Annotated in this window: 11 protein-coding genes and 1 pseudogene; 4 read left to right on the top strand and 8 right to left on the bottom strand. The window is 45.2% G+C overall.

The features are described from left to right. Positions 1-263 precede the first annotated feature (263 nt). A complete protein-coding gene (locus BN161_RS26130; protein WP_052356428.1) occupies positions 264-2246 on the bottom strand; it encodes a helix-turn-helix domain-containing protein in 1983 nt (660 codons plus the stop codon). Positions 2247-2478: 232 nt separating this feature from the next. On the opposite strand from BN161_RS26130, the gene BN161_RS26125 reads away from it, so the two are divergent. Genes BN161_RS26125 through BN161_RS26110 form a run of 4 tightly spaced genes read left to right on the top strand, consistent with a single transcriptional unit; the run spans position 2479 to position 12363 of the window. Further along, positions 2479-3957 carry a DUF3945 domain-containing protein gene (locus tag BN161_RS26125; RefSeq protein WP_044271903.1) on the top strand — a complete coding sequence of 493 codons (1479 nt, stop codon included), beginning with the start codon at positions 2479-2481 and terminating at the stop codon, positions 3955-3957. A gap of 27 nt (positions 3958-3984) precedes the next feature. Next, positions 3985-6066 carry a type IA DNA topoisomerase gene (topB, locus tag BN161_RS26120; protein WP_044271898.1) on the top strand — a complete coding sequence of 694 codons (2082 nt, stop codon included), beginning with the start codon at positions 3985-3987 and terminating at the stop codon, positions 6064-6066. Then, positions 6066-6569 (top strand): DUF1896 domain-containing protein, encoded by a 504-nt coding sequence (locus BN161_RS26115; RefSeq protein ID WP_081743787.1) that lies wholly within the window; start codon positions 6066-6068, stop codon positions 6567-6569. The genes topB and BN161_RS26115 overlap by 1 nt, the downstream gene beginning before the upstream one ends. Beyond that, positions 6556-12363 carry an N-6 DNA methylase gene (locus tag BN161_RS26110; RefSeq protein ID WP_044271894.1) on the top strand — a complete coding sequence of 1936 codons (5808 nt, stop codon included), beginning with the start codon at positions 6556-6558 and terminating at the stop codon, positions 12361-12363. The genes BN161_RS26115 and BN161_RS26110 overlap by 14 nt, the downstream gene beginning before the upstream one ends. 76 nt (positions 12364-12439) lie before the next feature. On the opposite strand, the gene BN161_RS26105 is transcribed toward BN161_RS26110, so the two are convergent. The 7 genes and pseudogenes from BN161_RS26105 to BN161_RS26075 form a co-directional block, all read right to left on the bottom strand. Beyond that, a complete protein-coding gene (locus BN161_RS26105) occupies positions 12440-13891 on the bottom strand; it encodes a UvrD-helicase domain-containing protein (RefSeq protein ID WP_044271892.1) in 1452 nt (483 codons plus the stop codon). Then, positions 13884-15578, bottom strand: a complete 1695-nt coding sequence (locus BN161_RS26100; RefSeq protein WP_044271890.1) for an ATP-dependent nuclease — start codon at positions 15576-15578, stop codon at positions 13884-13886. The genes BN161_RS26105 and BN161_RS26100 overlap by 8 nt, the downstream gene beginning before the upstream one ends. Positions 15579-15722: 144 nt before the next feature. Continuing rightward, a complete protein-coding gene (locus BN161_RS26095; RefSeq protein WP_044271889.1) occupies positions 15723-17582 on the bottom strand; it encodes a DUF6035 family protein in 1860 nt (619 codons plus the stop codon). A gap of 168 nt (positions 17583-17750) precedes the next feature. Continuing rightward, entirely contained in the window at positions 17751-18842 is a 1092-nt protein-coding gene (locus tag BN161_RS26090) for a nucleotidyl transferase AbiEii/AbiGii toxin family protein (RefSeq protein ID WP_044271887.1), read from the bottom strand. 29 nt (positions 18843-18871) lie between these two features. Then, positions 18872-19591, bottom strand: coding sequence for a DUF6577 family protein (locus BN161_RS26085; protein ID WP_044271886.1), 720 nt, complete (start codon positions 19589-19591; stop codon positions 18872-18874). A gap of 167 nt (positions 19592-19758) precedes the next feature. Beyond that, positions 19759-20142 (bottom strand): helix-turn-helix domain-containing protein, encoded by a 384-nt coding sequence (locus BN161_RS26080; protein WP_044271884.1) that lies wholly within the window; start codon positions 20140-20142, stop codon positions 19759-19761. After that, positions 20139-20490, bottom strand: a pseudogene (locus BN161_RS26075) (bifunctional DNA primase/helicase); the annotation flags it as partial. The pseudogene BN161_RS26075 and the gene BN161_RS26080, both read right to left, overlap by 4 nt.

The following is a 20490-nucleotide window of genomic DNA, read 5'->3' as shown; positions in this document are numbered from 1 at the left end:
TGTGTGTGTGTGTGTGTGTGTGTGTGTGTGTGTGTGTGTGTGTGTGTGTGTGTGTGTGTGTGTTTAAGAAATTATTTCTAATTCCCAAACTATAACTGTTAAATATGTCAATGCCGTTTGTTTTCATTGGAACACGCACTTTTTAATTGTTTTCACGCTCCAAAATTAGGAAAACAAAATGGTAACACAATGATTTTCAGTGAACTTATTATGCCAATTCTGCATCTTGTTGTGCCAATTTTGCACCGTTCTTCGCCATGTCGCTAACTATCAGCCCATTTGCTCTTTTTACGATATTCCATCGGCGTTACCCCGAACTCTTCCAGAAAGAGGCGATAGAAGGAACGGAGTGCCGGTATGCCGCTTTCCCTGGCTACGGTTTCTATGCCGTAGTCCGGATTTTCCTGCAACAGACGTGCCGCATGGTACAACCGGAACTTGTTCAGGTATTTAAGGAAACGCACTCCCGTATAGCGCATCATGAACGGTACAAACCGGTTGCGGGGAATACCGACCAGTTTTCTGGCCGCTTCACCGTTGAATTTAGGGTCAAGGTAAAGTTGCCCGCCGATGATAAGGTGTTCCATCTGTTCGTACAGCTCTTTACCGTAACGCTCGTCGCCTGCTTCCGTACCCCATTCCGCATCCCCGGCTTCCTCCGGTTCCGCATTTTCATCTTCTGCCGTTTCCGCTTCTTCCGGGAATCCTGCGGCTTTTGATTCTTCCGCTTTTGCGGTTTCATGGGCATCCGGCATATCCGCTACCGTTTTTTTCGTTTCAGGCTCTATCGCAACATCTGCGTCTGTATCTGCCTTAACTTCAGCACTGTCAAGAAGCGACGCTTCCTGCCGAGCTTGCAGGGATTCCAGAGTATCATTCAATGCGCGGACTTTCTCCTGCAATGCAAAATTGGCATCTTTTGTCTGATAGAGTTCTTTCTTATAATGCAACAATTCATTGATATTCTTAACCAGGGCATTGTTCTTGAACCGTATTTTCCGGTAGTAGCGGATGCCGAAGCATAGGATGATCCCCAGCAGGACGGTGGTACTTGCCGCCAGTCCCAACCATAGGTTGCGGATACGGGCATCGGACTCCTGCTTCTGGATAATCAGGTCTTTCTCGTGCGTTTCATAGAGTGTGGCGAGTTCCAGAGCCGAACTCTTCTGCTCCCGGTTCTTGATGCTGTCGCGCAGCACGGCCAGTTCGCGGAAATAGCGTGCGGCTGTGCGGTAATCGCCCTTTTCCTCGTAGGCGCGTCCCAGGGATTTCTTGATGGTGGTCATGTGGTAGGTCACCGTGTCGCCTTGTGCCGCGAGTATCTTTTCACGGGCGGAGTTCATGCCTATCACCCGGTCATACATCCGGCGGTCGAACAGGTAGGGCATGATAAGATAGTTGTCCCGGTCATACTCCCGGGCGGTGGAGAGGAACTGTTTGTAATATTCCTCCGCTTCCCCCACACGTCCGAGCCGGAAAAGAACTACCGCATAATGGGCGAACATCGCTTTCTTCTCCTTTTCGCCCAACCCTTCCATCGGGGTTTCACTGCCGGTTTCCCCGGTCACCACCTTTTGCAGGGCTTCGAGCGTGCAGAGAGCATCCTCGCTCCGTCTGTCCAGTTCCTGAAATGTCAGCAGGGTGTTATAATTATATCGCAGGTTATCATACTTATAGGTATAGTCCGTCTGTTCCATCAGGTCGGCGGCACGCTGCATATAGTCATATCCCTTGTCCTTGTTTCCCTGGTAATAGAGCATCTTCCCCATGTTGAACAGGGCTACGGATTGCATCTCTTTGTTGCCGCATTGCTCCGCCTTCTTCATCAGCATATCCACGTACTGCGCTTTCTTGGTTTCGTTATGCAGGCAGTCGTAGCAGGAAATCAGGCGGTGTATCTGCTTCATCTGCCGGTGGTCGTCCAGCCGCACGGAATCATTCTCCAACGCGCGTTTGTAGAATTTCAATGCCCGGTAATAATGTCCCGTGTTGAAGTAGAGGTCGCCTTCGGTAGCGTCCAGTTTATAGTCCGGCAGGCTTTTCTGCTTCCGCAGTTCCTGCATGATGCGCTCTGCCTTATCGAAGTCCGAAAAGGTGTATTCATAGACGTAATCATCGGTCAGCAGGCTGTCCGGCAATGCTTCCGTTTCCACAGTTACTTTTTCCGCAGCCATCGTGCCGGTGGGCAGGCTGCCCGCTAATACGAAGCAGACAAAACAGAGGATATAGTAATAAATTTTATTCATAATTCGTGTTTTAGTATCATGCCACGCGACACAACCTTTGGCAAAATTAAGATAAAATTAATCACGGGAGAAATAAATGCCCGGTGAAATTCAATTTTATCCCCTCGGTGCCACTTGCTTCCACTTGGGTGCCACTCAATGCCACCCCGGTAAGAATCCATTGTATTACAACTGCTTGCATCTACTTTCGCCCCGCATTACAATAGATGCAAGTTACATAAAACAAAAGACAATGGAAGAAAATCAGAATGAAGAAGAAGTATTGCTCGTGGCCGACAAGGACGACGACGGCAAACTCAAGGCAGTGGACAAGTCCGCTGCAAAGGAAGGGATATGGCGTTTGTTGCTGCCCTCGATGGAAAACCTCGATGACTTCCTGAAAGTGGGCAAGCAGTCCTCCATCTTGGAGGACTTTTTTCTCAATTTCAGGCATCAGTTCCGGCAGCCCACCGACTTTCCTTTCTACCGTATTCCCGCCTCCCTGCTGGATACGCTGGACGTGTTTACCGACATGCTCCGGCATCCCGAAGAAAACAAGGATTTCATCGACCTGTACAAGATCAATCCGAATGATTATCCGATACTGGCACAGGAGCAGGAATCTCCCTCCGAAACGGAGCAGCAGGCGCAACCGTTGGGCTTTGAAAGCCGCGTGGATTGGGAACAGCTCGCCCGTCTGGGCATCACGCGCCAGTCGTTGGAACAGAGCGGCGACTTGTCAGCCGTCCTCTCCGGTGGCAAGTCCGGTCTGGTCACCATCTCCACCGAGATAGAGGGCATCCCCATCACCACGCAGGGACGCATCCATTTTCAGGAAGGCGCGGACGGCAAGCTGGACTTGAAAATTGACTGCTACCGTCGCGAACCCGCCCTCGACCTGCCGTTCCACGGCGTACTGTTGGATAAGGAAACAAGGGACAATATCCTTGCCACCGGCAACGCCGGTCATCCCGTCCTTCTCCCGTTGGACGGCAGCGCCCCCAAGCCCTGCCTCGTTTCACTGGACAGGCTGACCAACAACCTCGTCGCCGTTCCGGTGGACGACATCCTTATCCCGATGGAGATCAAGGGCGTCACCCTCACCCCGGAGCAGCACCGCCAGCTCTCCGAAGGCGGCAAAGTACTGATAGAGGGCATGGACTCGCAGTGGAAAAGCAAGTTCGACGCCTACATGCAGTACAACGTAGCCAAAGAAAAGTTCGACTACAACTTCGACGGGCTGGACAGGAACCGCTACAAGAAAATGGAGCAGCAGCAAAAGGCATCCGCCACACAGTCGCAGGACAACGTACCGTCCCAGGACGATGCACAGACCGCCGCCAAATTCTTTGTCCCCAAAAGGCTGCTCGGCAAAGAACTCACCCCCGAACAGCAGGAGAAATTCGGCAAGATGGAGACTATCTACGTCACCGGCATGAAAGACCGCGACGGGCAACCGTTCAATGCCTATGTCCGCATGAACCTCGACCGGGGCAAGCCCGACTTCTTCCGCTACAATCCCGACAAAGCCAAAAGTCAGGCAAGGGAAATCACCCCCACCGCCGGCCACAAGACACAGGTAGCGGTGAACAACGGTGCAACCGACGAAGCCACCAGGCATGTGCAACGACCGCTGAAACCGGCGGCGGCACAACCGGCGCAAGTCGAAGCCGCAAAGCAGGAGGGGAAGAAAGAAGTGAAGAAAAAGAGCGGCAAAGGAAGAAAATTATAAAAATGTAAAACCTAAAAAAGTAAAGTTATGAAAGTCATTATTGCAGAGAAACCGAGTGTGGCACGGGATATTGCCCTCATTGTGGGCGCTAAAGAGCGCAAGGACGGATACATGGAAGGTAACGGCTACACCGTTACATGGGGATTCGGTCATCTGGTGGGATTGGCAATGCCCGAAGCCTACGGCTTTGAAGGCTTCCGCCGGGAGAATCTCCCCATCTTTCCGGAGCGTTTCCAGCTTGTCCCCCGTCAGGTGAAGGACGGCAAGCAGTACAAGGACGACCCCGGAGCAGTCAAACAACTGGCCGTTATCCGGTCACTGTTTGACAAGTCCGAAAGCATCATCGTAGCCACCGATGCCGGGCGCGAGGGCGAGTTGATCTTCCGCTACATCTACCATTACCTCGGTTGTACCAAGCCCTTCTCCCGTCTTTGGATCAGCAGCCTTACCGACAAGGCGATCCGTCAGGGCATGGACAACCTGAAAGACGGCAGAGAATATGACAACCTCTACCGCAGTGCCAAGGCACGCAGCGAAGCCGACTGGCTCGTCGGCATCAATGCCTCCCAAGCCCTTTGCCTCTCCGCCGGGCGTGGTGTCTTCTCCCTCGGCAGGGTGCAGACACCCACCCTGATGATGATATGCAACCGCTACATGGAGAACAAGAACTTCACCCCGCAGAAATACTGGCAGCTACGGGTGCAGTCCGGCACCGGCGACGTCACCTTTTCCGCCCTCTCCGCAGCTAAGTATGACCGTCAGGACGAAGCCGCCGCACACTTGCAGCAAATCCAGTCCTCCGGCACCCTGCAAGTGACCGCCGCCGAGAAAAAAGAAGCGTCGCAGGAGCCTCCATTACTCTACGACTTGACTGCCCTCCAGAAAGAAGCCAACGTCCGGCACGGCTTTTCCGCCGACAAGACCCTCTCCATAGCACAGAGTCTATACGAGAAGAAAGTCACCTCGTACCCCCGTACCGGTAGCCGCTATATCTCCGACGATGTATTTGAGATTATCCCGGATCGCATCCGCCTCTTGACCTCATACCCCCGTTTTGCAGCCTATGCCGCTACATTGGACGGTCAGCCGCTCAACTCCCGCAGTGTCAATGCCGCCAAGGTCACCGACCACCATGCGTTGCTCGTCACCGAGAATCTCCCCGGCGACCTCTCACCGGACGAGCGCACCATCTACGAGATGATAGCCGCCCGTGTGCTCGAATCCTTCTCCGCCAAATGCCTCATGGAGCGGACAGCCGTCACCTTGCAGTCCGCCGGTGTCACCTTCTCCGTGCGTGGCAGCATCATCCGGGTTCCCGGCTGGCGTTCCGTGCTCAACCTTCTCGATGAAGACGAAGAGGACAATGCCACCCTGCCCGAACTTCACCAGGGCGACTCCTTACCTATATATAATAGCGAAGCATTGGAGAAACAGACCAAGCCCCGCCCGCTGCATACTGAAAGCACCCTGCTTGCCGCAATGGAAAGTGCAGGCAGGGAGTTGGAGAACGAAGAAGAACGTCAGGCAATGAAAGAGGCGGGCATCGGCACCCCTGCAACCCGCGCCTCCATTATCGAGACATTGTTCAGCCGTGACTACATCCGCCGTGAGAAAAAATCCCTCGTCCCGACTGAAAAAGGGCTGACCGTCCATTCCATTGTCCGGGACAAGAAGATAGCCGACATCTCCATGACCGGCAGTTGGGAGAGTGCCCTTGCCAAGATCGAAACCGGCGGGATGGATTCCGACACCTTCCACCGGGGGATAGAAGTCTATACCGCCCAAATAACCACCGAATTGCTCAATGCCACTATCTCCATAGCGTCCGCAACGGACAGTCCCGTTTGCCCCAAATGCAAGCAGGGGCATGTGCTGTTTTTCAACAAGATAGCCAAATGCAGCAATGTGGACTGTACCCTGAAAGTGTTCCGCGGCATCTGTAACAAGCAACTGACTGACAAACAGATCACCGAACTCGTAACCAAAGGCAAAACCGGTGTTATCAAAGGCTTGCAGGGCAAGAGCGGTAAATCATTCGATGCCGCCCTTGCCTTCGATGCACAGTTCAATGTTACCTTTTCCTTTCCAACCTCTAAAAAATCCAAGTAATGAATAAGAATAAGAAAAATAAGAACAGACAACAGTTCCAGCAACAAGGAAAGCAGCAGAAACACCCCGGACAACAACCGCAGGAATTGTCCTACTACCGTTTACTACTGCTTTCTTTCCTCAAAGAATCCCATCCCGAATTAGCCGGCGACAGCGACTTTATCACCGCCCGTGCCGACAGTGCCGCCGAAGAGTATAGCGAATCTATCCGTTCCGGTTATACCCACGATGCCGCCTCCGAAGCCGCCAATCAGGTTTTGTTTGCCGGTCTTCACTTTTCAAAGTACGATGTGATCGTCACCGTCCTTTGGAACGAGTTCAGCGATGAAGTGCCGCAGGGCAGTGCCAAGACCCTTGCCTTGCAGCTCCTTCCGGTTTGTGAAGAAGTCTTCTCAAAATACCCTCTTTCCGATGATTTTCAGTTCGAGCCTGCTTTCGACAACCTCTATACGGAAATCACAGGTACCATCTTAATCTGGTTGGACGAGAATGGCATACAATAAGAAAGCGCACCTGAAAGACAATATCGAAGCAATCAAACTGGCATTTGCGTTGGAGCGTGAAGGGCGCACCGCCACCCCCGAAGAACAGGCAGTCTTGCGTGCCTATTCCGGTTTCGGTGGGATCAAGGCAGTGCTCAATCCCGCTTCCAGCCTTGCCGACGTTGCCCGTTGGACAAAGAGCGACCGTGAGTTGTTCCCACTTGTTTCCCAGCTCCACAGCGTCATCCGCAGCCATTCAAAAGACGAAACGGAATACAAACGTTACTTTTCCAGTTTGAAAAACTCTGTCCTGACGGCGTTCTATACGCCGCAGGACATTGTATCGGTTCTTGCTTCCGAATTGGGCAACTACGGAATTGCCCCGTCCCGTTTCCTCGACCCGTCGAGCGGAACCGGAGTATTTATCGATGCTTTCCAACAACAGTCCGCACAACAACAGCTATCTGCACAACAGTCCGCCGAACAGCAGCCATCTGAACAGCAACCCTCCGAGCAGCAGCCCTCTCGCACCGGATTATCCCCAACTGGATTATCCCGTCCCGAAATAGTCTGCTTTGAAAAAGACCTCCTGACCGGCAAAATTCTCTCTCACCTTCATCCCGAAGCCAAAGTAGAAATTACCGGTTTCGAAGATAGCGGGCTTCGTTACCTGAACCGTTTCGACATCACCGCTTCCAACATTCCCTTTGGCGATGTGGCGGTCTTCGACCCCTCATTCACCAAGAGCAAGAGCCTTGTCCGTCAGCACGCCGCCAAGAGCCTGCACAACTATTTCTTCCTGAAGGGATTGGACAACATTCGCGAAGGGGGTATATTGGCTTTTATCACCTCGCAGGGCGTACTGGACTCCCCGGCGAATGAAAACATCCGCTACCAGCTCATGCAACATTCCCATTTGGTGTCCGCCATCCGTCTGCCCAACAACCTCTTTACAGACGGTGCAGGCACCGAAGTTGGCAGTGACCTGATTATCCTTCAAAAAAAATCCGATAAGACAGAACCACTTACCGACGACGAACACGCCTTCATTGCTTCCACCAAACGGGAGGATGGTTTCAGCGTGAACGACTACATCTTCCGGAATATCCCTATCATTTACACAAAGGCGAGTGTAGATACCGACCCTTACGGGCATCCCGCAATGGTTTACATCCACGAAGGTGGTTTGCCCGGTATCATCTCCCAGCTCCGGAGCTTGCTTCGCAATGACTTCTACCGCCGGTTGAACGTACCCCTCTATCAACAATTCCTCCAACATACCCAACCTACACAGTTGAATGAAGTACCGAAACAGACCAAAGAAGTGGAACAAGTCCCGGCACCGAAAACAGTACCGGAACAAACACCGACAACAACTAAAGCACCGAAGCCTGCCCCAACTGAACCAAAGACCGTTTCATCCGAACCCGAAGCGACTTTGTTCAATTCCGGTACCGCTTCACCTGAATCGGTGCCCACTGATGTATCAACCTCTCCGGTAGTCAGCACACCCGAACCGAAAGAAGAAATCGAACTTTCCCTTTTCTCTCCCCCGGTATTGAGCCTATACGACCTCTTTGAGTTCACAGCAGAAGAGCGTACCCAGATAACCCCGAAACGTGGCAAACGCCGTTCCGCATCCTCCTCCCGAAAACAGCCCGTACAAGGCAACCTTTTCGGCGAACCGGCTACCGGTACAGCCCAGGCAGCAACAGAAGCGGCAAGAATCGCCGCCGAAGAGGAACGCAAACAGCGGATGCAGCCCCGTCCATACCCCAACGAAATCCCGTCCCATTACAAAGACGGCTCATTAGTAGTTCTGGACAAGGGTATCGGCTATATCCGCGATACTCAATTTGCCCCCATGTTCCACCCCCTCGAACTGCCCGACCGACAGCTCCGCAAACTCTCGCTCTATGTCGAAATCCGTGATACCTATCACGACCTCTACAACAGCGAAGCCACCGAACGCAAAGAAAACACCGTCCGGCGCGACCGGCTCAACGCCCTGTACGATGATTTTGTCCGTCAGTTCGGCAACCTTAACAGCCCGAAGAACATAGACCTGATCCGTATGGACAACGACAACCGGACAATCCTCTCACTGGAACGCTACAAAGACGGTCAGGCACTCAAAGCCGACATCTTCGACCATCCCGTAGCCTTCAACAGGAACGAGCTGACCCACGTCGATACCTCCGAAGAAGCCCTTGCCGCATCCCTCAACAAATACGGCGAAGTCAACCTCGAATACATGGCAAGGCTCACCGGCAAGACCGAAGACGCCCTGCTCGACGACCTCAAAGGCCGTGTATTCTTCAATCCTCTCATCAAAGGTTACGAGATAGCCGACAAATTCATAGCCGGTAACGTCATTTCCAAAGCCGAAATGATAGAGGACTACATCGCGAACCACCCCGGCAACGACCGTGCCTCACAGTCGTTCGATGCCCTGCGTGCCGCCTTTCCCGTACCCATCCCGTTTGAAGAACTCGACTTCAATTTCGGCGAACGCTGGATACCAATGGGCATCTACGAGAAATACGCCTCCCGTCTTTTCGATACCGACGTCAAGATCACCTACGCCGCCAGCCGCGACGAGTTCAGCGTCAACGCATCCGCCCGTGGCAACGTCCGCATCCGCGAGCAATATTGCGTCAAGGCCGAGAGCCGCCGTTACGACGGACTCAACCTGATGAAACACGCCATTCAGAACACCTCGCCCGACATTACCAAAAAAGTACAGGTAGGCGACGATGTAGTCAAAGTCCGCGACACCGAAGCCATCCAGCTTGCCAACAGCAAGATAGACGAAATCCGCAACGGATTCAGCGAATGGCTGAAAGAACAGTCCCCGGAGTTCAAACAGCGGCTTACCGACATGTACAACCGCAAGTTCAACAACTCGGTCAAGCCTAAGTACGACGGCTCCATGCAGTCCTTTCCCGACCTTGACCTCAAAGCATTGGGCATCCCCGACCTCTACGGCAGTCAGAAAGATGCCATCTGGATGGCCAAAATCAACGGCGGTGGCATCATCGACCACGAAGTAGGCGGCGGCAAAACCCTGATTATGTGTGCCGCCGCCTACGAGATGAAGCGTTTGGGATTGGCGAACAAACCGATGATTATCGGTCTGAAAGCCAATATCCACGAGATAGCCCAGACCTTCAAGACCGCCTATCCCAATGCCCGTGTCCTCTATCCCGGCAAAGAAGATTTCACTCCCGAAAACCGTGTCCGCATCATGCGTGAGATGCAGAACAACGATTGGGATGCCATCATCCTCTCTCACGAACAGTTCGGCATGATACCCCAATCCCCCGAGATACAGAAACAAATCTTGCAGCAGGAACTGGACAGCGTGGAAGAGAACCTCGAAGTCCTCACCCAGCAGGGCGAAGACGTTTCCAACGGTATGCTCAAGGGCATAGAGAAACGCAAGGCGAACCTCGAAGCCAAAATCAAGGCACTCACTTTCGACATCGAGAACCGCAAAGACGACGTCGTGGACTTCAAGCTCATGGGCATCGACCACCTGCTCGTGGACGAATCGCACAAATTTAAAAATTTGATGTTCACCACCCGCCACGACCGCGTAGCCGGTCTGGGCAACAGCGAAGGCAGCCAGCGTGCCCTGAACATGCTTTTCGCCCTCCGCACCATTCAGGAGCGTACCGGCAAGGATTTGGGAGCCACCTTCCTGTCCGGCACCACTATCTCCAACAGCCTGACCGAGTTATATCTGCTTTTTAAATACCTCCGTCCCAAGGAACTGGAACGTCAGGGCATCAACACCTTCGACGCATGGGCGGCGGTCTTTGCCAAAAAGTCCATCGACTACGAGTTCTCCGTCACCAACGAAATCATCCAGAAGGAGCGGTTCCGTTACTTCATCAAAGTCCCGGAACTTGCCGCCATGTACAACGAAATCACCGATTTCCGTACTGCCGAAGACATTGGCATCGACCGCCCCAAGAAGAACGAGATATTGCACAATATCCCGCCCACGCCCGACCAGCAGGACTTCATCCGGCGATTGGTAGCATTTGCCAAGTCCGGCAACGCCACCGTCCTCGGACGTCCCCCGTTAAGCCGCCGGGAAGAAAAAGCCAAGATGCTCATTGCCACCAACTATGCCCGCAAGATGTCCCTCGACATGCGACTTATCGACGAGGACAAATACGGCGACCACATAGATAACAAAGCCACCCATTGCGCCGCCCTGATAAACCAATACTATCAGAAATATGACGAGCACAAAGGCACCCAGTTCGTCTTTTCGGACTTGGGCACCTACAAACCCGGTCAGTGGAACACATACAGCGAAATCAAACGCAAATTGGTGGACGACTATGGCATCCCGGCAGACCAAGTACGCTTCATTCAGGAAGCCAAGACCGAAAAGTCCCGCAAAGCAATGATCGCAGCCATGAACGAAGGCAAAATCCGCGTCCTCTTCGGCTCTACCGAAATGCTCGGCACCGGAGTCAACGCCCAGCGCAGGTGCGTCGCCATCCATCAGCTCGACATTCCCTGGACGCCCAAAGATTTGGAGCAGCGCAACGGCCGTGGCGTAAGAAAAGGCAACGAGATAGCCAAACTCTTTGCCGACAACAAAGTCGATATTATCAACTACGCCGTCGAGAAATCCCTCGACAGCTACAAATTCAACCTGCTTCACAACAAGCAGTTGTTCATCACCCAGCTCAAAAAAGGCACGATGGGTGCCCGTACCATCGACGAGGGCAGTATGGACGAGCAGGGCGGCATGAACTTCTCCGAGTACGTCGCCATCCTCTCCGGCAACACCGACCTGTTGGACAAAGCCAAGTTGGAGAAACAGATTGCCTCCCTCGAAAGCGAGCGCAAATCCTTCCACCGTGGCAAATCCTCCGCCGAAGCCAAACTGGAAAACATCATGCAGACCGTCACCAAGAACGGCGACCTGATCGCCCGTATCACAACGGACTTGAACCACTTCCGGCAGCGCGTCCAGCGCGACAACCAAGGCAACCCCCTCAATCTTATCGAACTGGACGGTGTCAAAGGCAACGACCCCAAACTCATCGCCAAAAAGCTCGCCGAGATAGAGGACAAATCCCGTACCCACGGCACATCCCAGCCCATCGGCAAGCTCTACGGCTTCGACCTTTTGGTAAAGACCGAAGCCAGCATGAAAGACGGCTTCGACTTCATCGAAAACCGCTTCTTCGTCCATGGCGAAGGCAACATCCTGTACAACTTCAACGGCGGCAGACTGGCAAAAGACCCCAACATTGCCGCCCAGATGTTCCTCCGCACCTTCGAAACCGTTCCCACTCTTCTGGACAGATACCAAAAAGAAGTGGAACAGATTTCCAAGGACATCCCCATCCTTCAGGAAGTAGTCAAAGAAACGTGGAAAAAGGAAGACCAGCTCCAACAGCTCAAATCCGACCTTGCCGCCCTCGACCGCAAGATCCAGCTCTCCCTCAAACCCGTCAAACAAAATGAAGACAGCAACAGCAAGGACGAGAGCCAAACCGAGAACAAAGGTCACGGCATCACCCCGTCACCGGGCACACCTTCGGCATCACCAACAACGTCCCCCGCATCCGACGGCAAGCCCTACGTCCACCAGCCGCCCGACTTCCTTTCCGCCCCTCCGGAAAAGAAGCCCCCGCACCTGAACCAGCCTCCCGTCAGCTTCAGCATCAAAGATGCCATGAACTCGTTAGGCAGCAAACTCGTCATCGGCGGCATCCCCAAGCCCGGCAACAAGGACGATCCGGACACCGCCCATACCAATAAGCCCAAAGGCTTTAAGTTATAGCTAAAAAAGCCGCCATACTTCATATACGAGGTTATGGCGGCTATTCCTAATACACAGAACATAAAAACACATACAATTATTCAGAACTAAAATTATTAAAGTGTATATTATGTGTATTACCTATTAGTATAAGTTTTTTACAAGCTCTAGTAATGGCAACATAAAAATTATTTCTATCTTCAAACTCTTGAAAATTTAATACCACAACAGTATCAAATTCAAGTCCTTTAGTTAGCAATGTTGTGCCAATACATCTTCCTTCAACTTTACGCCCAATTTGTCGCAATATATCACGATTTTGTTTTATCGCATCAGATATAGTTATTTTATCCGTTTGAGCCTTTTTAAGAGCTTTATAAATATCATTCATTAATTCCGTTCGATAGCAAGCGTTTTCCGGCAAATGGTGGATGTAATATAGAAGATTGTAGATATTAATAGGATTAATATCTCTTTCTAAAATACCTATATAGTTTTTAATAATCAAAGAAATTGCTTTATCATTAATATTTCTTTTCGTTTTTAGTTTATCTGAATTATTGAACCAGTTATCAATTACTGTTTTTTTGAACACTTTTCTACTAAGTCTTAATATTAAAGCCAATATATTTTTTTTATTTGCTGAATCAAAAGCAGATGAATAAGTATAGAAATCCTTATCGTCAAGAGCTTCAATCAATCTAAGTTTTGGATATGATTTAATTATTTTCAGCCTAAAATTTTTAGATTCAGACTTCGGATGAATTACCAATAGGCTTTGATTATTAAAAATTTCCCTCCATAACAATTTTGAATAAAGTGTCCCATGTTGATATAAACTTCCCGAGTCTGCATATAAAGTAGATATATTTTTATATTCATCTATATTTATGATTTTGTTGTTCTCTAATTTTTCTCGAATATTTTTTAAATCATTCCCCAATCCATCACACTTGTTCTTTTTCCATCTCCATGGTGTTTCAAGGGTTTGTTTATTATTGAAAAAACCCTCCATTTGCTCTATATTATTCAAGTCTGCACAAGCCCCATCGAACTTAAATATGCTTTGTAATGGATCTCCTAATATATGCGTAGGGATATATTGCGATAATACTTTTATAAACTTGTGTTGTAAAATAGAACAATCTTGATATTCATCAACAATTACATGGGAATATTTTAATTGCAATGTACTATAAATAGGTTTCGCTTTTAATATTCTGATAGAAGTTTCTATAGCAAAACGATAGTAATCATTAGGAGAATTTTCGATATCAGGAAAGTCTTTTCTATCTTGATGATAGGCTTGAGCTATATTTAATGTAAAACCACAAATTGTAGCTAACTCATAATTACTATTTGAACTTTGAATAGATTGCAATTTTTCTTTTAATGACGCTATCCCCGCATGGGTATGAGTTAAAATTAAACAGGTTTTCTGCCCGGAACATATATTAATACATTCTGCAATACTATGAGTTTTACCATATCCAGCAGGAGCAACAATCATACTTTGACATTGGGATAAAAATAAGTTTAAATCAGTCATTATCAATCCAATTTGATAAATTATTAAACATTTGTTTTATATGAGAGCTATCATTCAGACTGTCAATATTTGCAAATATTTCAGAACCTAACATTACACCAGATGTTACAGATTTATACCATCCTTTTTTCTTAGCTTTTTTACCGAATAAAGTTCGCAATTCAGTAGTATCATTTTCCAACCAATCTTCGTTATACTCTTTGTGCTTATCTGGATAAATTTGCTCGTAAAGACCTTTAGAATCAATTTCTTTTTCTGACATATAGTAGTTTAAACATTTTCTTATTCCAACCCATGTAAGATTGTCAAATATTTGTTCTTCTATTGCTTTTCCATCTTCACAATCGAAGATATCTACTCCAATATCTTTCAGAGCTTGCTTTTTTGTATTTGTGTTGGTTTCATCAGAATCACAAAGAAAAGCGATTTTAAAACCTAAGTCATTCAATGTTTTCGCATATTCGACAGCAGTATTCCCTGTTCCATCTAATATTTGAACTCCTAAATAACTCATACTGTCTTTGCCTTTCTCAATACGATTGGTATCTAAAGCTCTACATAAGCCAACTTCTGTTGCGCCTTCGCCTATTATTATTTTTTTTGCAAATAAAGCCTCTGAACTGTGACGTACGCATTTTTGCATTGCAATAGTAGCTGGAATCTTTAGAAAAGCTTCTGCTTTATTTCTCATAATATATAAATCAGTAGCTTCTAATTCAGTTACAACATTGGATGAATGAGTCGTAAAAATGAATTGATACCCGAAATACCCTTTTAGCGTCTTAACTAAATGTTTAACTCTGTCAGGTTCTAAACCCTGTTCTATTTCATCTATTAAAATAATACCATTAGGTGAAGTGTTAACCATTTGTATTGCAATAGACAAAAGTCTTTTTGTTCCTTTTCCTTTTAAGCGTAAAGGTATAGCATTCTCATGTAAGCAAACATTATTTTCTTTCAAAGTAAAATCCTTCTGATCCAATAGAGCTTCTACATCTCCAATATTAGCACCTAAATTTATTGTATGTTTTTTTATAGTCTTTAGGGAATCATTGAATTTTGTAGATACAGCTTTATCAATCTTGGTTTTTGCATCTCGCAATATATTCAATAAAGCGGTATCTTTTTTTGCGTCTTCTTCAGCCTCTTGCAAACGCTTGAAAAATGTATATAATGGATTGCCTCGTGACAAAGAGAACTGTCGCTCTGAATAATCTGATATATAAAATAGCCCACATTTTTCTCTATCTGAAGCAGATATTGTAATTAAAGTATCATCCGAACCTCTATATAGATACCAATTAGGCTCCAAATCATCATTAACTTGCAAACGAATTGTTAATGCCGTTTCAAAATTTTCGGCATCATCGCTTTCCATATCATCACGAATTTGTCCAATCTTATCTATTCCTCGCAATGAGAGCAAATGTTTAGTTTGTAATTTTTCATCCAAATTTGTCATTGTTACTTCTATCAAAATCGGCTTTTTCGTATTTTGCTCAAAAAAATCCGAATCATAAAAAGATAATTTCCAATTGGATGACAATACCATGGAAAGTGCTTCTAAAATTGTAGTTTTACCAGAATCACACCGCCCAATTATACAAGTTATTCCATTCTTAAATATATGTTCAAACTTGTCTATACATCTAAAATTTTCTATTTTTAAAGAATACAAAGTAGCCATAATATAGAAATTATAAGGTTTGTTTGATTATACTTTTTTTTATTGATTAACAAATAGTTTATGTCTCTTTTCTGAATTTTTCCCTGATGATAACAGATTGCTTTTTGTATATATAAAAAAACTATCTAAATATAAATAATATTACTAAGTTTGAATACTCTCTATATATTGATAACATCGTTCCTTTCTTTTAATCAGAATATCTATTCTTGTTACACAATCAGAAAAAATATTAGCTATTATATTTATTTCACTTTTCAATTTACTAATCGAAATTGTATTTTCATTCTGTCTTTCATACAACAATTGGACTATATCGTTTTTTAATTCAGATATACAAGTTTTCTCGCTTTGAGATATTTTATCAAGTTGGTTATTCAATTCTTTTTCTTTAGAAAGCGTTTTTGATTTTCTTGATGACATATCCATTAAAAATGTATTCGAATTATTTTTACTGCCCATACACCAGCGAAAAAAAGAAATATTAGGCAGCACTTTAATATAACTTGATGCGAATATTGTACCTAATTCTTTTGTTTCTATCATTTTGATTTCTTCTGGGAATTTTTCAATAAGCCACTCATATTTTTTTTCAGGTGGAATTAATGAATACATTACACCATCAATATCTTGAGTCAAAAAATTATTTATGAACTCCTTTTTCGGAAGTATTTCTGTTTCTAATTGAGTCTGAATTTCACGTTTATTTCTATCGAACATCTGTATTTTAGAGCAATATACATCTTTGACATGGGAAATATCACAATAGCGACCTAAGGGATTACTCATATACTGCCAAGATTGATTACTGCATTTTTTTAAGTAATCATACATCTGTTCAATAAACCTAATAATATCACTTAATATTTGAGATATTTCTTTGTTTTTAAATTCTAATTCTTCTATTTGATTTTCATGAACTTTTCTTTTAAGTAACAATTCAGATTGCTGCCTCTCTAAACAGTCAATATTCGACTGTATTGTATTAATAAGCGTTCTACATCTTAATATTTTTTGTTTCTTTACCTGTTCTTTTTTCGCTAACCGTTCTTGCTCTTGTTTTTGTATCTTTTGAATTTTCCTTTGTTCCAATAGATACTCTTCTTTTTTCCGTTCCAACTCTCGCTTTGCATTTTCTTTATCCGCTAAGGAATCATAAAAAAAAGGTTTGCAATTACCAGTATATGTCAAGTCTTCGATCGTGACAATTTTAGTATTCCACTGACTACATATTTTCCATCCATCAACAAGGAATATCTTGTAGTAAACTCTTAAATGTAATTTCTTTCTTTCAATTGACAAATTGAGCATTTCATTATCTAATACAAATGCATTTAATCTATTAGGAACATATATATCCTTTTGAGTTAGCCGTTGAAGTCCATCCTCCAATGGGAAGTTTTTAAAAATCCATAAGATAGAAACATTATTTCTTTCATAAAATGCCTCGCGTTCTTCAATCACGCTAAGAAACGTTGTATTTAATTGTATTTCAAAGGCATATTCTTTATCGCCGATAACAGCATAAACATCAGGTTTCCTTTTTTCTCTGCCCCCGAATTTATCAAAGTAAAACTTACTATCAATGCTTATTATTTTAGGTGAATGAAATTGCATAATGATATATCCTAAACGATTTTTTAATTCAATATGCGGTATACTTTCTTTTACATTTTCATATTTTCGAGCCAGCAATACTCCAACAGGCAAGTGAGAGTCAGTTTTAATGGAACATTCCTTGACATCTTTATAATGCTTGAAAAAATAATAATCTTTGCCTCTATTTTTACGACTTAGTTTATTGCATCTTAGCTCTAATTTAGTTAAGCATTCAGCGCAGACCAATATAGGTTTACCCTCTCTATTAGCAGTTCGCAGTTTTCGTCTTAGCAATATAATATCATCACTCTCCATATTGTCAAGCAACACAGAAGCAGTAATATTCTCACCCGTTTCTAAATTAAGAATATCTTCAACTGTTCGTATATTTTTAAAATTATCCAATATCTTCGTCTTTTTCTACAAATATATAAAAAAAAACATTATTAGTAAAGTTATATAGGATTAACAATGAACTTGCACCTTCATATACCCTCTTAATGCTTTAAATTCTAAAAGAACAGCCGCTACACTGTGATTGGCAGTTGTAGCGGCTGTTTTTCTTATTTGAATTTATTTACTCTCTTCATTCTCTAGAATAATCTTATAAATCTGATACCAGTAATGGAAAGCCTCCGGATTGGACTTTTTCAGTTTATTCAATCTGTTCAATTCATTTAAAGGATGTTCCGGATTGAACTGCTTTATTTCTAAATCCTTTAAATTTACTTTAGGGTCAAATCTGGTTATTTCTTCTTTGGAGTATTTTATCAATATAGCCAAATATGCCGCTTTGGTGGCGTATATAACAGCTTTATCCAAGTGAAAGGAATCAGAAAATATATAAGACTTGATTGAAGTAATCCCATTATTCAAGACAGTAAAATTGGTATTCTGAATATCCTTTCTGAAACAGATAGCCAATGCAGTATAAAGCGTATCATCCAATACGTCAGAGATTGTATGTGTGTTTCCCCTGTACTTTAGTTCAATGGCGGCAAAGGCATTGAATACATCCTTAACCATGCTTATATCATCAATCTCATCAAATAAACACCCCACATCATACATTTGTTTAATAATCTCCATTCCCATCTCTTTATCCTTTTTGATATAAGGAATACCGGTTGTAGTAGGAGCAAACGCAGTCAGTTTATCTCCCAATATATTATTAAAGTCAGGAGTGGTAACCATGACAGGAGTCCCCGTTTCTTTAAGGAAACTACTGCTGACTGGAGTTTTTACAAGAGTTTTATAATGAATATCCTCTTTCAGCACGTCCAGTAAGATATGCGACTCCTTTCCGTTAAGTGCAGATATAAAGAACAGTTTATAGTGCTCCTTCTCTATGTCGCTTTGTACCTTTCTTTCCTGCTTCTCGTATCGGGTAAATCCCTTTTCTGTTATGAACTTATCCAAATAATCAGTCAGGTCGACGCTCTTGTTAGGTACAATAATGTCAATGTCTATAGACAGACGTTTGGTTGTACCTAACAACAGCATAAGGGCAGTTCCACCCTTAAAAACGAAATCCAAACCGGAGCTGCTTAATCCCTCCAGTAGCATCAATGCCCTGATAACTTTCTCTATAAGGATTTTATCGGCTTTCTTTCTCTTTGAAACACCTTCAATCCAGTCTTTTTCAATACTTTCTATGTCTATCATAATATCAAATTTTTGGCAGTATAAGTAAATTACTGCCGTTTTATAGAATTAATAACTTCCTCTACCTCCGCCTTTTTCTCCTTGCGGCTTGCATACCTTAACATAGTGCTTTCATTTACGGTATAGTCATCGAAAGCATTCTTATATATATGGTATATCTCGTTCCCCTGAAAGGGTGCAAACTCTTTGTCACAATACAAATCGACCAATATTTTTTCCAGCGAAGCTACTTGACCGCTCTTTTCTTTCAGTATAGGAGCCTCGGTAACCAATGCACGCACACAAACATATCCGGCAAAATCGGATAAATCCTCTTTTATATCCTTGATACGGACAACTTTGTACCTCATATCCTTCAAAGCTCTGTAAACAGAATCAATAACTTCACGTTCCACTTCCAAAAAAATCACGTTATAATTAATCAGATGTTGGCTGAAACTATTGATTACCGACAGTTCCCAAATACAATAATTAATATAGGGAAATTCTTTCCCGACAAATTTTCCTGCCTTTATAGTCTTCGCCGACAATTCGGGGAAAAAGGTTAATGCTTTGCCCTCACGATATTTTCCCCTACCGATTCTCTGGATTACCCCTTTCTGAACCAAGTGATATATCCGCCAGTTTACGGTCGCCTCCGGTATTTCAGGTTCCTCCTCTCTATATAAATATAATATATCCGTATTAGTGATAACTTCCTGCTGGGTAAACAATTGCTTTACCTTACTTTCCTGTAACTTGCTATTCATACATATTCTTTATAATTCACGAACAAATATATATCAAAATTTCGGCAGTAACAAGACAATACTGCCGAAATTTTGAAAAACATCCCGTCCTATCATCACGACAGTACGGGATACACACACAACGTCAGGTTATCAGCTAAATCTGCTTAAATGGAAATTATAACAACCTAAACTTCTTCCGTAGGCTCATTCTTATCATCAGATAGCATACCATCCTCTGTACGTTCACCTTCCTTACATTCCTTCGTTTTGTCTTTCCCTACATTCTCCCCGTCGAAATACCGCCGTATAAACTCATGCAAGTCCTTCTCCCTATAATACGTCTTATGCAGGATCGTGTGATACTTCAACCCATTATCCCTATACCGTTGCAACGTCCGTTTACTGATGTTCAGCAGCAAGCAAACGTCCTGGTTATCGTACAGCCGTTCCCCGTTCAGGTAATTTTGCGGCTTCTTGTCCTTCTTGTCCAGTGCGCCTACAACTCTTTCCACTTGTTCGAGCAACCGCTCCATATACGCCTCGAATGTTTCTTTATCCAATGGTATCATAAGCCCGCCTGTTTTAAATTCCCGATGATATAATAACTTTGGTTCGACGGGTCTTTCCGTATGATTTCCTTCTCCCGCATGAACTTGATATAACTTTTCGCCGTGCGTTCCTTCACGTCCAGTATCGCTTGAATCTGCTCTGCCAAATCCACATAAGTGATAAAGTCCTGCCGTCCGAAAATATCCCGTGCCACTGCCACGAGTTCATCCTCTTTCCGCTTCTCCTTTTCCTCCTTCGGTTTTTCTCCCAGATACACGTGCATCCCGGCATCCTTATCCCATGCAAACTGCATGATAGGTACATCCAGCGGACTGCCGTCGCGCACCTTCAGCGCCTTCACCACCGAC

This window comes from Bacteroides timonensis (assembly GCF_000513195.1).
Classification (GTDB): domain Bacteria; phylum Bacteroidota; class Bacteroidia; order Bacteroidales; family Bacteroidaceae; genus Bacteroides; species Bacteroides timonensis.
This window is presented reverse-complemented; position numbering and strand designations above follow the sequence as displayed.

Bases quoted from the DNA above. Each gene is read 5' to 3' on its own strand.
- BN161_RS26130 (WP_052356428.1), bottom strand. From the start codon at position 2,246: ATGAATAAAATTTATTACTATATCCTCTGTTTTGTCTGCTTCGTATTA.
- BN161_RS26125 (WP_044271903.1), top strand. From the start codon at position 2,479: ATGGAAGAAAATCAGAATGAAGAAGAAGTATTGCTCGTGGCCGACAAG.
- topB (WP_044271898.1), top strand. From the start codon at position 3,985: ATGAAAGTCATTATTGCAGAGAAACCGAGTGTGGCACGGGATATTGCC.
- BN161_RS26115 (WP_081743787.1), top strand. From the start codon at position 6,066: ATGAATAAGAATAAGAAAAATAAGAACAGACAACAGTTCCAGCAACAA.
- BN161_RS26110 (WP_044271894.1), top strand. From the start codon at position 6,556: ATGGCATACAATAAGAAAGCGCACCTGAAAGACAATATCGAAGCAATC.
- BN161_RS26105 (WP_044271892.1), bottom strand. From the start codon at position 13,891: ATGACTGATTTAAACTTATTTTTATCCCAATGTCAAAGTATGATTGTT.
- BN161_RS26100 (WP_044271890.1), bottom strand. From the start codon at position 15,578: ATGGCTACTTTGTATTCTTTAAAAATAGAAAATTTTAGATGTATAGAC.
- BN161_RS26090 (WP_044271887.1), bottom strand. From the start codon at position 18,842: ATGATAGACATAGAAAGTATTGAAAAAGACTGGATTGAAGGTGTTTCA.
- BN161_RS26085 (WP_044271886.1), bottom strand. From the start codon at position 19,591: ATGAATAGCAAGTTACAGGAAAGTAAGGTAAAGCAATTGTTTACCCAG.
- BN161_RS26080 (WP_044271884.1), bottom strand. From the start codon at position 20,142: ATGATACCATTGGATAAAGAAACATTCGAGGCGTATATGGAGCGGTTG.